12 protein-coding genes are annotated in these 14,331 nt (G+C 54.0%); 3 read left to right on the forward strand and 9 right to left on the reverse strand.

Going from position 1 to position 14,331, the window contains the following annotated elements; genetic code table 11:
• Nucleotides 1-85 precede the first annotated feature (85 nt).
• On the forward strand, nt 86-577 hold the full coding sequence (locus NYE92_RS19945; RefSeq protein ID WP_014606447.1) for a YajQ family cyclic di-GMP-binding protein: 492 nt from the start codon (nt 86-88) through the stop codon (nt 575-577).
• A 2-nt stretch (nt 578-579) separates the two neighbouring features.
• Here the strand turns inward: NYE92_RS19945 and NYE92_RS19950 are convergent, their stop codons facing one another.
• Nucleotides 580-2,355 (reverse strand): sigma-54-dependent Fis family transcriptional regulator, encoded by a 1,776-nt coding sequence (locus tag NYE92_RS19950; protein ID WP_259019383.1) that lies wholly within the window; start codon nt 2,353-2,355, stop codon nt 580-582.
• 273 nt (nt 2,356-2,628) lie between these two features.
• Here NYE92_RS19950 and NYE92_RS19955 point away from each other — a divergent pair, with 273 nt between their 5' ends.
• On the forward strand, nt 2,629-4,149 hold the full coding sequence (locus NYE92_RS19955; protein WP_161611310.1) for an aldehyde dehydrogenase family protein: 1,521 nt from the start codon (nt 2,629-2,631) through the stop codon (nt 4,147-4,149).
• Nucleotides 4,150-4,178: 29 nt separating this feature from the next.
• Complete coding sequence (gene adhP, locus NYE92_RS19960; protein ID WP_088900385.1) at nt 4,179-5,219, forward strand: alcohol dehydrogenase AdhP; 1,041 nt, start codon at nt 4,179-4,181, stop codon at nt 5,217-5,219.
• A gap of 133 nt (nt 5,220-5,352) precedes the next feature.
• Here the strand turns inward: adhP and NYE92_RS19965 are convergent, their stop codons facing one another.
• The 8 genes from NYE92_RS19965 to NYE92_RS20000 form a co-directional block, all read right to left on the reverse strand.
• On the reverse strand, nt 5,353-6,717 hold the full coding sequence (locus NYE92_RS19965) for an MFS transporter (protein WP_013024876.1): 1,365 nt from the start codon (nt 6,715-6,717) through the stop codon (nt 5,353-5,355).
• A 132-nt stretch (nt 6,718-6,849) separates the two neighbouring features.
• Complete coding sequence (gene cyoE / locus NYE92_RS19970; RefSeq protein WP_013024877.1) at nt 6,850-7,737, reverse strand: heme o synthase; 888 nt, start codon at nt 7,735-7,737, stop codon at nt 6,850-6,852.
• Nucleotides 7,738-7,749: 12 nt separating this feature from the next.
• Nucleotides 7,750-8,079 carry a cytochrome o ubiquinol oxidase subunit IV gene (locus NYE92_RS19975; RefSeq protein WP_013024878.1) on the reverse strand — a complete coding sequence of 110 codons (330 nt, stop codon included), beginning with the start codon at nt 8,077-8,079 and terminating at the stop codon, nt 7,750-7,752.
• The gene (locus tag NYE92_RS19980) at nt 8,079-8,693 is read right to left on the reverse strand and encodes a cytochrome o ubiquinol oxidase subunit III (protein WP_013024879.1); all 615 of its coding nucleotides are present in this window, start codon (nt 8,691-8,693) and stop codon (nt 8,079-8,081) included. The genes NYE92_RS19975 and NYE92_RS19980 overlap by 1 nt, the downstream gene beginning before the upstream one ends.
• Entirely contained in the window at nt 8,693-10,675 is a 1,983-nt protein-coding gene (cyoB, locus tag NYE92_RS19985) for a cytochrome o ubiquinol oxidase subunit I (protein ID WP_013024880.1), read from the reverse strand. The genes NYE92_RS19980 and cyoB overlap by 1 nt, the downstream gene beginning before the upstream one ends.
• 4 nt (nt 10,676-10,679) lie before the next feature.
• A complete protein-coding gene (cyoA, locus tag NYE92_RS19990; protein ID WP_014606444.1) occupies nt 10,680-11,606 on the reverse strand; it encodes a cytochrome o ubiquinol oxidase subunit II in 927 nt (308 codons plus the stop codon).
• A 433-nt stretch (nt 11,607-12,039) separates the two neighbouring features.
• Complete coding sequence (gene ampG / locus NYE92_RS19995) at nt 12,040-13,527, reverse strand: muropeptide MFS transporter AmpG (RefSeq protein WP_013024882.1); 1,488 nt, start codon at nt 13,525-13,527, stop codon at nt 12,040-12,042.
• 46 nt (nt 13,528-13,573) lie between these two features.
• On the reverse strand, nt 13,574-14,152 hold the full coding sequence (locus NYE92_RS20000) for a lipoprotein (RefSeq protein ID WP_259019384.1): 579 nt from the start codon (nt 14,150-14,152) through the stop codon (nt 13,574-13,576).
• Nucleotides 14,153-14,331: the final 179 nt, after the last annotated feature.

Consider the following 14,331-nt stretch of genomic DNA (forward strand, 5'->3'; position numbering starts at 1 on the left):
TAAGTATAGCGCTGCACAGCGTGATTTTATTTAGTGGCCTAAGACGCGTATTATGCATGCCAGTTTAGCCTCAGGAGAAGAAGAGATGCCATCTTTCGATATCGTTTCAGAAGTCGACATGCAGGAAGTTCGCAATGCGGTAGATAACGCTAACCGCGAACTGTCCACCCGTTTCGATTTTCGTAACGTCACCGCCAGTTACGAACTCAATGAAAAAAATGAAACCATTAAAGTCATCAGTGAATCTGACTTTCAGGTAAAGCAACTGGTCGATATTCTGCGTGAAAAAATGCTTAAGCGCGGCATTGAAGGCGCGGCCCTGGACGTGCCGGAAGAAATTGAGCACAGCGGCAAGAGCTGGAGCCTGGATGCCAAAATGAAAAAAGGCATTGAAGCCGATGTGGCGAAGAAGCTGGTGAAGCTGATCAAAGACAGCAAGCTGAAAGTGCAGACCCAGATTCAGGGTGAATCCCTGCGCGTCACTGGTAAGTCACGTGACGATCTGCAGGGGGCGATGGCGCTGGTGCGCGGGGGAAATCTGGGCCAGCCATTCCAGTTTAAAAACTTCCGCGATTAAGCTCACTTCTCGCGTGCAGCGCGGCGATACAGCGTGCTGCGCGCAACGCCGAGCGCCTGCGCCGTTTTGCTGATGTTGCCGTTAAACTGCTGCAACGTCGCTTTTATCAGACGATCGTCATGCTGCTGGCGCGCGGGTGATGCCGCGGCGTTGCCGTTGCGGTACTCCTCAGGTAAATGCGTGATCTCCACGCTATCGCCATCTTCCGCCAGCGCCAGCAAGACTTTCATCAGGCTGCGTAGCTGGCGCACGTTGCCCGGCCAGGGATAGCGCGTTAATGTCGCCAGCACTTCGGAAGACAGGCCGATCTGACGCGCGCCGCCGCCCAGCGCGTCCCAGAGTTGCGTGATAAACGCCGGAAGAGAAGACCAGTCACGCAGCGGCGGGATCGTGAATGAAAATTCCTGCAGCCGGTACAGGAGATCCTCGCGGAAGTCGCCCTGTGCGACGCGTTGCGCCAGATCCCGATGTGTCGCGCTGATCACGGCCAGGTTAACCGGCCAGCTCTGACTGGATCCCAGCGGCGCGACCTCTTTTTCCTGTAGCACGCGTAAGAGCCGGGTTTGCAGCGCCAGTGGCATATCTCCGATCTCATCCAGAAACAGGACGCCGCCATCGGCCTCACGGATTTTACCGATGTAGCCATTTTTGCTGGCACCGGTAAATGCCCCCGGCTGGTAGCCAAAGAGTTCAGATTCGATCAAGGATTCCGGAATCGCGGCGCAGTTAATCGCCACAAACTTTCCTTCCCGCCAGCGGCTTTGCTGATGTAACGCGCGGCTGACGTACTCTTTTCCGCTGCCGGTTTCCCCGCGAATGCACAATGAAACGCCGGCATTCAGCAGCCGCACCATTTTATCTCCCTCATGTTGCAGTGAGAAAGGCAGCGGACGCGCAGGGCCTGCTGCTACGCTGAAGCGGGTTCGGGTGGGCGCACGCAGACGAAAATAATAAGGCTGGGGTCCGATCATCACCGGCGTTGGCAGTGCGGTGGCCCGCAGATCGCCGTGAGGAAACAGCTGCTGAAATGTGATGACGCCAAGCTGTTCGGCGTGCAGGCCAAGCCCACGCAGGGCCAGCCGATTTGCGGCAGTCAGCACGTTGTCTGAAAACACCAGCAGCAGCTCATCCGGGCTGTCTAGCCGGTGTGCGTTGCTGTGCAGGCTCATCAGCCATTGTTGGGGATGCAGGCTCTGCTTAACCCACAGATACTCAATTTGCCGTGCCGCCTGTTTGACCCAGGCAAACGTATGGGCATGGGAAAAATGCGCAGGGCCGGAGACATCCAGTACCCCCGCAATCTGCCCGTTAGGCATTTGCAGCGGCATGGCGGCACAGTAAAGCCCCTGGTTGCGGGTCAGGAAGTGTTGATTACCCTCGATTTCACAACCGTCGTCTATCGCCAGCGCCGTACCAATGGCGTTGGTGCCACGGCCACATTCGCTCCAGATGTTGCCGGGGGCAAGGGCGAAACGCTGTGCTTTTTGCATCGCCTGCATCTCGCCAAAGGTGTGCAGCACCCGGCCTGCCGCGTCAGACAGAATGACCACCGACTGCATCTGCGTCACCTTCTGGGCCAGCTTGTGCATGACGGGCTGAGCAAACTGCTGGAGGTCAGTATTACTGGCCACCAGCTCTGTCAGCTCGGCCTGACGTACGCGAGGAAAATCATCGGCCGAACGATCCAGTCCGTAGAGCTGGCTGCGTAGCCAGGAATCACTCAGCAGGGGGTTGTTATCGATAGCGGGCAATAGAGCATCGGAAACCTTGTGCTGCATGAATGACCTCGTGGGCTCGGAAAAGTGTAGCGGGATTGTAGCGTTTTGGTTTTAGCGGTGTTGCGATTTGCAACACAAAGCGGGATCAAAGCCGGTTAGTCCTCAACGCATGCCTGTGAGATTACTATTCAGGTGATTGATTTTTATTATTTTTATCTGGATTTTCAGCGCGTAAGGGAAGTTGGCACAGGCCCTGCAAACGTCAGGTGACAGCGCGCTATCCGTTAAAAATCAACATGCCGCTGCCTGTCTACCCTACAGAAGGAGTTTGCGATGCGTTATGCCCATCCCGGCACACCTGGTGCGTTAGTGACGTTTAAATCTGCCTACGGCAACTACATTGATGGCAAATTTATCGAGCCGCTGAGTGGTGAGTACTTCATGAATACCTCACCCGTCAACGGCAGTGACATTGCCCGGTTTCCTCGTTCCGATGCGCGCGATATTGATTTAGCGCTGGATGCCGCGCACCGGGCTGCAGAAGCCTGGGGAAAAACCTCCGTACAAACCCGATCTAATCTGCTGCTCCAGGTGGCTGACCGCATTGATGCCAATCTCGAAACCCTGGCCGTGGCGGAAAGCTGGGACAACGGCAAACCGATTCGGGAAACGCTCAATGCCGATCTGCCGCTGGCGGCCGACCATTTTCGTTACTTCGCAGGATGCCTGCGCGCGCAGGAGGGCAGCACGGGCGAGATCGATGAAAAAACCGTGGCCTACCATTTTCATGAGCCGCTGGGCGTGGTGGGGCAAATTATTCCCTGGAATTTTCCGTTGCTGATGGCCGCATGGAAGCTGGCGCCGGCCCTGGCTGCCGGTAACTGTGTGGTGCTTAAGCCTGCGGAGCAAACTCCGCTGGGCATTACGCTGCTGATGGAGATGATCGGCGACCTGTTTCCTGCAGGCGTGCTAAACGTGGTACAGGGTTTCGGCCGCGAGGCGGGCGAAGCGTTGGCAACCAGTAAACGCATTGCCAAAATCGCCTTTACCGGTTCTACGCCGGTGGGACGTCATATCATGGCCTGTGCCGCAGAAAATATTATTCCCTGTACCGTGGAGCTGGGCGGGAAATCTCCAAACATCTACTTCGCCGACATCATGAATGGCGAGCCGGACTTTATTGACAAGGCGGTGGAAGGACTGGTGCTGGGCTTCTTTAATCAGGGCGAGGTATGTACCTGTCCGTCACGTGCGCTAATCCATGAGTCCATTTACGCGCCTTTCATGGAGCGGGTGATGGCCAAAGTCGCCACCATTCGTCGCGGCGATCCGCTCGATACCGACACGATGATTGGCGCCCAGGCTTCGCGTCAGCAGTTCGATAAAATTTTGTCGTATATCGAGATTGCCCGCAACGAAGGGGGCGAGATCCTGACCGGGGGGGAGCGGGCCTTGATATCGTCCGAACTGGATAACGGTTTCTATATTCAGCCCACGCTGATTAAAGGCAGCAACAGCATGCGCTGCTTTCAGGAGGAAATCTTTGGCCCGGTTATCGGCATCACCACCTTCAAAGATGAGGCTGAAGCCTTGCGTATTGCCAATGAAACCCAGTTTGGATTGGGGGCGGGCGTCTGGACGCGGGACAGCAATTTAGCCTACCGCATGGGGCGCGCCATTAAAGCCGGGCGCGTCTGGACCAACTGTTACCACATCTATCCTGCCCATGCTGCCTTTGGGGGTTACAAACAGTCCGGCGTGGGTCGCGAAACACACAAAATGGCACTCAACCAGTACCAGCAGACCAAAAACCTGTTAGTCAGCTATGACACGGCACCGCTGGGGCTGTTTTAAGTCCGTAACCTATCCCTGGAGCATAAATCATGACGATGAAAATCAACACGATGATGAAGGCAGCAGTTGTTAAAGCGTTCGGCGAACCCTTGGTGATTGAGCAGGTGCCCATACCCCAGCCTGGGTCGGGGCAGATTCTGGTAAAAATCGCGGCAACCGGCGTGTGTCACACCGATCTGCATGCGGCAGAGGGCGACTGGCCGGTGAAGCCGGTTCCGCCTTTTATCCCGGGACATGAGGGCGTCGGGCAGGTGGTCGCGGTGGGGGATAACGTACATCACCTGAAGGTGGGCGATCGGGTCGGCGTGCCCTGGCTCTACTCCGCCTGCGGTCACTGCGAGCACTGTCTTGATAACTGGGAAACGCTGTGCCACAGCCAGCAAAATACCGGCTATTCGGTTAACGGCAGTTTTGCCGAATACTGCGTGGCGGACGCCAACTATGTCGGCATCATCCCCGAAAACCTCGCATTCAACGAGGTGGCACCGGTGCTCTGTGCGGGCGTGACGGTCTATAAAGGGTTAAAAATGACCGATACCAAACCCGGTGACTGGGTGGTGATTTCCGGCATCGGTGGGTTAGGGCACATGGCTATACAGTATGCCGTCGCGATGGGGCTGAACGTGGCGGCTGTCGATATCGATGACGATAAGCTGGCCTTTGCCCAGCGCCTGGGCGCCAGCGTGGTGGCGAATGCCAGAAACGTCGATCCGGCCAGGGTGTTTCATGAGCACTTTGGCGGCGCGCACGGCGTGCTGGTCACGGCGGTGTCGCCTAAAGCCTTTGAGCAGGCGATCGGCACGTTACGTCGTGGGGGCACCATGGTGCTAAACGGCTTGCCGCCTGGCAAATTCGATCTTTCTATTTTCGATATGGTGCTGGACGGCATTACGGTGCGGGGTTCTATCGTCGGAACGCGTAAGGATTTACAGGAGGCGCTGGATTTTGCCAGCCGTCATAAAGTGAAAGCCACCGTGGCGGTGGAACCGCTCAGCAATATTAACGATATCTTTGCCCGGATGCATGCGGGCAAGATTGAAGGCCGTATTGTGGTGGATATGTCGTTGTAAACCATCCTCAATCGCCGGATGAAAAAAAGTGCCTGAAGCAGGGCACCTTTTTCACGTGGTTTGTGGCGACATGTCTGACACGAACTGACTTAACCTTTCGCCACGATCGCGCGCAGTTAAGCGCCGCTCGCGACTAGCAGCTGCCGATCAGCGCTTCCAGCTCAGGTCGGCTGGTGACCTTACTGTCTATCTTGATGTAGGCGCTTTTCTCTTCCGGCACAATCAGCACCGATGAAACGCCGGGCTGTGCTTTCAGGCGTTTTTCCAGAGTGGGCACGGCCAGCGCGGCATCGCTCAGCACCAGACGCAGGCTGCTTACATAAGGCGGTTCCTGCATGGTCATGCTGACAAACAGCCAGGCTGCGGCCACAATCGCCCCGACCATAAACACGGTTTGTGCATCGAAATGACCAAACAGCCAGCCGCCCAGGCTCCCCCCAATGGCGACGCCCAGAAACTGACTGGTGGAATAAAGTCCCATAGCGGTGCCTTTATAGCCAGCGGGTGACTCCTTACTTACCAGCGATGGCAGAATCGCTTCCATCAGGTTAAAGGCGAGGAAGAACAGCTGTACGCCAACAACCAGCGTCCAGAAATGCCCTTGGGCGCCCCATAAGACGATTTCGGCGATGACCATCATGCCTACGCAGCCGACAAAGACCCGCTTCATCTTTCGCTTCACTTCGGCGTAGATGATAAAGGGCACCACACCGGCAAACGCAATCAGCATGGTGATCAGATAGACCTTCCAGTGTTCTGACGGCGGCAGGCCAGCCTGTTCAAACTGGTCGGGCAGGGCGATAAAGCTCGACATCAGCAAGATATGTAAAAAGAAGATGCCCAGGTTCAGTTTGATCAATCGGGGATTGGCCAGCACTTTACTGAAGCTGCCGCGTACCATCCCTGATTCACGATTTAGCACGTGATGAGAAGAGGAGGGGACAACCCATAACGTAATCGCTATGCCCAGTGAAGCAAGCATCGCGATCATCCAGAACAGCGCGTTCAGGCCCAGCTTGTGGGTGACGATCGGGCCTAAGACCATTGCGATAGCAAAGGTCACGCCAAAGCTGATACCGATAAACGCCATCGCTTTAGTGCGGTTTTGTTCACGGGTTAAATCGGACAGCAGCGCCATGACCGCGGCAGCAATTGCACCGGAGCCCTGCAGCGCACGCCCCAGAATAATGCCCCAGATTGAATCGGTGCTGGCCGCAATGACGCTGCCAAGGACGAAGACCAGCAGGCCGCCGACGATCAGCGGCTTGCGTCCGATGCGATCGGACAGCAGGCCAAAGGGGATCTGGAAAATAGCCTGAGCCAGACCGTAGATGCCGATTGCCACGCCGATTAAGGTTTCACTCGCTCCCTGAAGTGCCATGCCATAGGTGGTCAACACCGGCAGGACCATAAACATTCCCAGCATGCGCAGGGAAAAGACCGTGCCAAGGCCCCATGTGGCGCGCAGCTCCACCGGAGTCATTTTGTTATCGTTCATTCCAACCTCTGTTGATGTGCTGCATTTATTTTAGGTAGGGAGAGCGGGCGGGTAAAACAATAGTTCTTAAGCAGTCGTAACAAAAAGAAAGGGCGCGAAAATCGCGCCCGTTTCATGCTGTTGCAGTACACATTAGCGCACGTAGGTCAGCAGGTCTTTCGATGCTGGCGTCATAAAGTCAACCGACATCATGACGCTCAGGGCCGTGATAGCCACAATCGAGAAAACGAACAGCTTACGCGCCCAAACCCGATCGTTTGAGGTTTTGTAGCCTGACAGCGCCATTCCCAGCCACCACACGCTAACGGCAGACGCAACGACCAGATATTTGTAGCCTGCGTAGCCACCCAGCGTCAGCATCAGCGTGGCAATCATAAACGCCAGGATATAGAGCGTAATATGATTCTTCGCCACCGAGATACCTTTCACCACCGGTAACACCGGGATGTTGGCTGCCTGGTAATCTTTAAAGCGGAAGATGGCAATCGCATAGGAGTGCGGCATCTGCCACAGGCTAAAGATAGCCAGCAGGATTAAGGCACCGGCATCAAACTCGTTGGTCACGGCGCAGTAGCCAATGACCGGCGGCGCAGCACCGGACAGGCTGCCAATCAGCGTACCGTAGACAGAGTGACGCTTCATATACAGGCTGTAAACGCCAACGTATACCACGAAGCCCATCACCGCCAGCCACATGGCCAGCGGATTAGCACCAAAATACAGCAGTGCAAAGCCAGCAATACCCAGCACAGTGGCGTAAACCAGGCTAACTTTCGCGGAGATAAGGCCTTTAACCAGCACCCGATTCCTGGTTCTCTCCATCTTGATATCGATGTCGCGGTCGATCACGTTGTTGAAAACACAACCTGAGGCAACCACCAGTGACACACCAACCAGCGAGGTGAGAAACAGGGCGTAATCAATGCTGCCCTTAGAGGCCAGCAAAAATCCGCCAATCACAGAAATTAAATTCCCGAAAATAATTCCTGGCTTTGTAACTTGCAGGTATTGCTTAAACATTACACAGACTCTTTAGTGGGGCATCATGTTGTAGTTGAGGTTCCACATGATCCACAGTGAGCCAACGACAACAATCAGGATAATGATTGCTGAGAAGACAATGGCCACCATGTTCCAGCCACCTTCAGACTTGCTGTCCAGGTGCAGGAAGTAAACCAGGTGAACCAGCACCTGAACTACTGCACAGACCAGCACAACGCCGAGGATGGTTCCATGAGAAGCGCTACCATCCATTACCATCCAGAACGGGATTCCCGTCAGGATGATAGAAAGGATGAAGCCGATCATGTAAGACTTCACGCTACCGTGTGATGCACCATGTTCGTTAACAGAATGACTCATTACATGGCTCCCATCAGATAAACTACGGTAAACACGCAAATCCAGACCACGTCCAGGAAGTGCCAGAACAGGCTCAGACACATGATACGCGTACGGTTGGTGGCGTTCAGACCGCGTTTAGCGATCTGGAACATCAGCACGGCCATCCAGATTAAACCAGAGGTAACGTGCAGACCGTGAGTACCGACCAGCGTGAAGAAGCCAGACAGGAAGCCGCTGCGGTCAGGACCGAAGCCCTCAACAATCAGATGATGGAATTCATAGATTTCCATCCCGATGAATCCAGCACCAAACAGGAAGGTCAACGCCAGCCAGCCGATAACGGCGCCTTTGTTTTCCTTGTTCATGGCGATAACGGCCATGCCGTAGGTGATAGAGCTCAATAACAGCAGCGCGGTTTCAACCAGCACGAACGGCAGTTCAAAGATATCTTTGCCTGCCGGACCACCGGCGGTGCTGTTAACCATAACTGCATAAGTCGCAAACAGGGTTGCGAAGATAATGCAGTCACTCATCAGGTAGATCCAGAAGCCAAAGACTTTATTGGCTCCTGCATCGTGATGCCCATGCTCCGCATGGGCGTCGTGGTGGTGTTTTACGGTTTCAGTTGACATTATTTCAGACCTGCTTTGCTGATTTCGTCAAAGTGCTGCTTTTCAATCTTCTCTACTTCGGCAACCGGAACGTAGTAATCCACGTCTTCGTCGAAGCTCTTCACGATCCAGCTTACGATCATGCCGAGGAAAGAAAGACCAGCCAGCCACCAGATATGCCAGATCATCGCAAAACCGAAGATGGTCGCAAACGCGGCAATAACAATCGCAGCACCGCTGTTTTTCGGCATATGAATTTCTTCATATTTAGCCGGTTGCTTGTACGCTTCGCCTTTCTCTTTCATTTCCCAGAAAGCGTCACGCTCATGCACATGCGGGATAACAGCAAAGTTATAGAACGGCGGTGGTGAAGAGGTTGCCCACTCCAGCGTACGCGCGCCCCATGGGTCACCGGTCAGATCGCGGTTCTGGTCGCGGTCACGCACAGAAACGTAGAACATAATGATCTGGCAAAGGATACCGCAGGCAATCAGTGCCGCACCGCCTGCCGCTACCACTAACAGCGAGTGGAACTGCGGGTCGATGTCCTGGCTCAGACGACGGGTCATGCCCATAAAGCCCAGTACGTACAGCGGCATAAAGGCAACGAAGAAACCGATAATCCAGAACCAGAAGGCGCGCTTGCCCCAGGTTTCGTTCAGCGTAAAGCCGAACGCTTTCGGGAACCAGTAAGTCACACCAGCCATACAACCGAACACCACACCACCGATAATCACGTTATGGAAGTGAGCAATCAGGAACAGACTGTTGTGCAGGACGAAGTCCGCACCTGGCACCGCCAGCAGAACACCGGTCATACCACCGACAGAGAAGGTGACCAGGAAGCCTACGGTCCACAGCATAGCAGAGTGCATTTGAATGCGGCCCTGGTACATGGTGAACAGCCAGTTAAAGATTTTAACCCCGGTAGGAATGGCGATAATCATCGTCATGATACCGAAGAAGGCGTTGACGTTCGCGCCCGCACCCATGGTGAAGAAGTGGTGCAGCCAAACGATGAACGACAACACGGTGATGGCGATGGTTGCCCATACCAGCGAGGTGTAACCGAACAGACGCTTTTTCGAGAAGGTCGCAGTGACTTCAGAGAAGACACCAAAGACCGGCAGAACAAGAATGTACACCTCTGGATGACCCCAAACCCAGATCAGGTTGACGTACATCATCATGTTACCGCCCATATCATTGGTAAAGAAATGGAAGCCGAGGTAACGATCAAGTGTCAACAGTGCCAGCGTAACGGTCAGAACCGGGAACGCAGCGATGATCAGGACGTTGGTGCACAGTGATGCCCAGGTAAATACTGGCATTTTGAACAGGTCCATGCCCGGTGCACGCATCTTCAGAATGGTAACGAAGAAGTTAATACCGGTCAGCGTGGTACCAATACCGGAAAGCTGGAGACTCCAGATCCAGTAATCAACCCCCACGCCAGGACTGTACTCTGCCCCCGACAGCGGTGGATAGGCCAGCCAGCCTGTTTGTGCGAATTCACCGACACCCAGAGACAGGTTAACCAGGATTACACCAATCGCGGTAAACCAGAAGCTCAGGTTGTTCAGGAACGGGAAGGCAACGTCACGTGCACCAATTTGCAAAGGTACCGCGATGTTCATCAGGCCCACAACGAACGGCATCGCCACGAAGAAGATCATGATCACGCCGTGCGCGGTGAAGATCTGGTCGTAGTGATGCGGCGGCAGTATGCCTGCTTCCCCGGCCGAAGCCAGAACCTGCTGGGTACGCATCATTACCGCATCGGCAAAGCCGCGCAGCAGCATGACGAAGGCCATGATGATATACATGATACCCAGTTTTTTGTGGTCGATGGAGGTGAACCATTCTGACCACAGATATTTCCACTTACCGAAATAAGTGATGGCGGCGACAAGCGCCAGACCTGCGATGATGATACCGGCGACCGTGACCATGACAATCGGCTCATGGAACGGTATAGCATCCAGTGTTAATTTTCCGAACATCGTATTATTCCTCGGCTCCCGCGGTAGCGGTGTGACTCATGTCCATGCCTTTATGCTCAGGCATGTCCATCTTCCCGTGGCTATGCATGAACTTGTTGATGACCTGCAAGAACAGTTCAGGATTAGCAGAAGAGAAATATTCCACCGGGTGATTTTCGCTTGGTACCGCTACTTTTTCGAAATCATCCATCGTTGTCAGCGTGTTAGGTGCCGCTTTAACTTTGGCAACCCACTGCTGGAACTCCGCGTCGTCTTTGGTGGCAATGGCTTTAAACTTCATACCAGAGAAACCGCGACCACTGAAGTTGGCGGAAATACCGTCGAAAGTTCCTGGCTCGTTGGCAATCAGATGCAGTTTAGTCTGCATGCCTGCCATCGCGTAGATCTGGCTACCGAGCGTAGGAATAAAGAAGGAGTTCATAACGGAATTAGAGGTGATTTTGAAGTTAACCGGTGTATTCGCCGGGAAAGCGATCTGGTTAACGGTCGCAATACCTTGTTCTGGATAAATAAACAGCCATTTCCAGTCCAGGGCAATCACATCAATTTCAACCGGTTTTACGTCTGACACCAGCGGTTTGCTCGGCTCCAGGGCGTGGGTTGATTTCCAGGTCAGCACACCAAGGAAAACAATGATCAGGATCGGAATGGTCCAGACCACGGCTTCCACTTTGTTAGAGTGTGACCAGTTAGGGCTGTATTTGGCATTCGTGTTTGAAGCCCGATATTTCCAGGCAAACACGATGGCCATCAAGACTGCAGGTATCACGACGATCATCATCAGACCAAAAGCGGTCAGGATCAGCGAACGTTGCTCCAGCGCAATCTGTCCTTTGGGATTTAACAATGCATTATCGCAGCCACTCATTAATAAAGTGCCTGCGATTAATGACAAAATCCCCAAACTTTTATTGTATTTACTGAGTCTCATTTAACGACCTCAATGACAAAGGGCTCTATTGTCGTTTAAGTGTGCGCGCATTTTACGGGAAGGTTTATGCAGTGTAAACCAGCTTAAGGATGTGTCAGAACCATGTTGACACCTTTTGCTAAGGGTGTCACAGATGTTGTTCTCGGTGACAAATTATTAACGTGGACAAGCAGTTGGCGGCAATATAACAAAAAGAGATGGATACAGGGTTAAACAAAAGTGGTAAAGGAATAACCCTGACTTTAATCACCCAATTATTTAACAATGTTGCATCATTTATTCGATTATTTTTAACCAAATTAATTGCGCACCGGTTTTAAATATCAGGGGGTAATCCCCCCGGTGAGTGAAATAATTTTTTGTAAATTGACACGCAAAGACAAATTAGGCGCGCTTAATCGACTGTACGAAATTGCGGCGAAATCACGAGCCGTTATCGGATAACGGCGGAGTCCTCTGCTTTCTGCAGCGCACGATAATCCAGCACCACACCGAATAGTACACCACAAAGCGCCAGCGTCATACCGGCCTCAAATAAGGGAATCAGCACGGCCGACAGGCGAGTCAGGCCCGCGGCGTCCAGCGCCAGCGCCAGCAGCCATAAAGCCAGCAATCCACAGCCGCCGGCAAACAGGCGGTTTGTCCAGCGGTAGCCCGATGCAAAGCGGGTACGCGGCAAAAACTGCCCGGTTTTTTGTGTGAAATCCAGCGTGCTGCGACAAAATGCTAACAGCGCCAGGCCGGGTAGGCCAGCCAGTACGGTAAAGGCATAAAAGGTTGGCCAGCCCCACCATTCCACTAAAAAACCCGCCACAGGGCCGACGTAAACGCGGCCGACCGCTGACAACGCGGACAGCAGCGCGAACTGCGTGGCGGAAAAGGATTTATTACACAGCGTCATCAGTAGCGCGACGAAAGCCGCCGTGCCCATCCCGCCACACAGGTTTTCGATAAACACCGCGCTCGCCATGCTCCACAGATGTTTGTCGGTGACGGCCAGCAGCCAGTAGCCAAAATTGGACACCGCCTGCAACAGGCCAAAAATCATCAGGGCGCGAAACAGGCTCAGGCGCTGCATCAGCACGCCACCATAGAGCGCCCCGATAATGGTGGCCAGCAGGCCAAGCGTCTTATTCACCAGGCCAACATCGCCCGGATTGAAGCCCACGCCACGGATTAAAAACGTGGTGGTGAGCGAGGCGGCAAACGCATCGCCCAGCTTGTAAAGAATGATCAGGGTAATCAGCAGCCAGGCGTTGTTGCGGTTAAAAAAGTCCCGCAGCGGATCAACCACGGCCTGACGTAATGAGCGGGGCGCGGACTGGCGGTCATCCGGCTCGTCAGCCATAAACGTTGCTACGATGCAGGGCACCAGTAACAGCGCCATCAGCCAGTAAGTGGCTCGCCAGCCGAGGTAGCGATCGGCCAGCCATAACGCCAGACCTCCCGATATCAGCATGGCCAGCCGATAACCGAGAACCGTAATGGCCGCGCCGCTTCCGCGCTCTTCCGGCGGCAACACGTCCGTCTTCCACGCATCAAATACAATATCCTGTGACGCAGAACAGAACGCGATTAACACCGCCAGCGCCGCCATCAGGGTCAAATCCCGGCTGGGCTGCATGAACCCCATCGTGATGATGCTGGCCACTAGCGCCAGTTGGGTGATCAGCAACCATCCTTTGCGGCGACCAAGAAAAGGTGGCGTGTAGCGATCCATCATGGGTGACCAGAGAAACTTAAATACGTAGGCCTGGCCAACCAGCGAAAAGAAACCAATGGTTTTCAGATCGATATTATCCACAGTCATCCACGCCTGTAACGTTCCACCCGTTAATGCCAGTGGCAATCCGGATGCAAATCCCAGCAGGAGTAAAACAGCGGCATTTTTTTGACGGAAGACGCGGAAGTAGTGATTCATACTGACCTTGAGAAGGGCCCGGCGTCATGCCGGGCAGGGGACAAAATTAGCGGGCGTTCTGCTTGATAAATTCGTTGACGCTGGTGTCCTGCGCCATATCCGCAATCACGTCACTCAGCGTTGAGTTAACCGCATTGGTGATTTTCTGGTTACTTGCGCTGAATGCACCTTCTACGCTGTAGGTCTGACGGTAGTTTTTGATCTGCTTATTGCCGTTTTTCGCGGTAGCAATAATAGAAATGTCCGCCTTGGTCGTAATGCTGTAACGCACGTCGCCCTGGGTGACGTCGGCATACAGATTATTAACAATGATTTGCAGATCCACTGCGCCATTAGGCCCTACCATATAGCCGCGTGCGGTCATCTGTTTTTCCAGCACTTCCTGCAGTAAGAAACGCAGGTCGCGTGAAGGGGTCAGACTGACCAGTTGGCCATCACGGTTCACTTTTGCCAGCGCCTGATCGCGGCGCTGGTCTGCGCCGTTAATGCTGACGGTGATGCCCATCAGGCTGGGATCGCGCTGCGGCAGCTGAATCTTGGGTTGGATTGTCAGTGTGTTGTTGCTGGAAGCACAGCCGGCCAGAATAAAGGCAGCCAGCAGTGTGAATAACAGTTTTTTCAACATACGCTTTCTCGTTAGTGTCATGGGTTGGTGTGCAAAAACTGCGGCCATCATAGCAAAGCGGTGCAGTGATTAAAGCCCCCTGCAAGAGGTAAAGTGAGCGCTGCGGCTTTTCGCCCCCGCTTTCTGGCATAAACAGCAGGCTGATAAGGCGCGCGATACGCCCAGCGGAATGATAATAT

This window comes from Pantoea sp. B566 (assembly GCF_024793925.1).
In the GTDB taxonomy this organism is placed as follows: domain Bacteria; phylum Pseudomonadota; class Gammaproteobacteria; order Enterobacterales; family Enterobacteriaceae; genus Pantoea; species Pantoea ananatis.

What these genes read in the sequence shown, in the direction of transcription:
- NYE92_RS19945 (WP_014606447.1), top strand. Translation starts at nt 86, where the DNA reads ATGCCATCTTTCGATATCGTTTCAGAAGTCGACATGCAGGAAGTTCGC.
- NYE92_RS19950 (WP_259019383.1), bottom strand. Translation starts at nt 2,355, where the DNA reads ATGCAGCACAAGGTTTCCGATGCTCTATTGCCCGCTATCGATAACAAC.
- NYE92_RS19955 (WP_161611310.1), top strand. Translation starts at nt 2,629, where the DNA reads ATGCGTTATGCCCATCCCGGCACACCTGGTGCGTTAGTGACGTTTAAA.
- adhP (WP_088900385.1), top strand. Translation starts at nt 4,179, where the DNA reads ATGACGATGAAAATCAACACGATGATGAAGGCAGCAGTTGTTAAAGCG.
- NYE92_RS19965 (WP_013024876.1), bottom strand. Translation starts at nt 6,717, where the DNA reads ATGAACGATAACAAAATGACTCCGGTGGAGCTGCGCGCCACATGGGGC.
- cyoE (WP_013024877.1), bottom strand. Translation starts at nt 7,737, where the DNA reads ATGTTTAAGCAATACCTGCAAGTTACAAAGCCAGGAATTATTTTCGGG.
- NYE92_RS19975 (WP_013024878.1), bottom strand. Translation starts at nt 8,079, where the DNA reads ATGAGTCATTCTGTTAACGAACATGGTGCATCACACGGTAGCGTGAAG.
- NYE92_RS19980 (WP_013024879.1), bottom strand. Translation starts at nt 8,693, where the DNA reads ATGTCAACTGAAACCGTAAAACACCACCACGACGCCCATGCGGAGCAT.
- cyoB (WP_013024880.1), bottom strand. Translation starts at nt 10,675, where the DNA reads ATGTTCGGAAAATTAACACTGGATGCTATACCGTTCCATGAGCCGATT.
- cyoA (WP_014606444.1), bottom strand. Translation starts at nt 11,606, where the DNA reads ATGAGACTCAGTAAATACAATAAAAGTTTGGGGATTTTGTCATTAATC.
- ampG (WP_013024882.1), bottom strand. Translation starts at nt 13,527, where the DNA reads ATGAATCACTACTTCCGCGTCTTCCGTCAAAAAAATGCCGCTGTTTTA.
- NYE92_RS20000 (WP_259019384.1), bottom strand. Translation starts at nt 14,152, where the DNA reads ATGTTGAAAAAACTGTTATTCACACTGCTGGCTGCCTTTATTCTGGCC.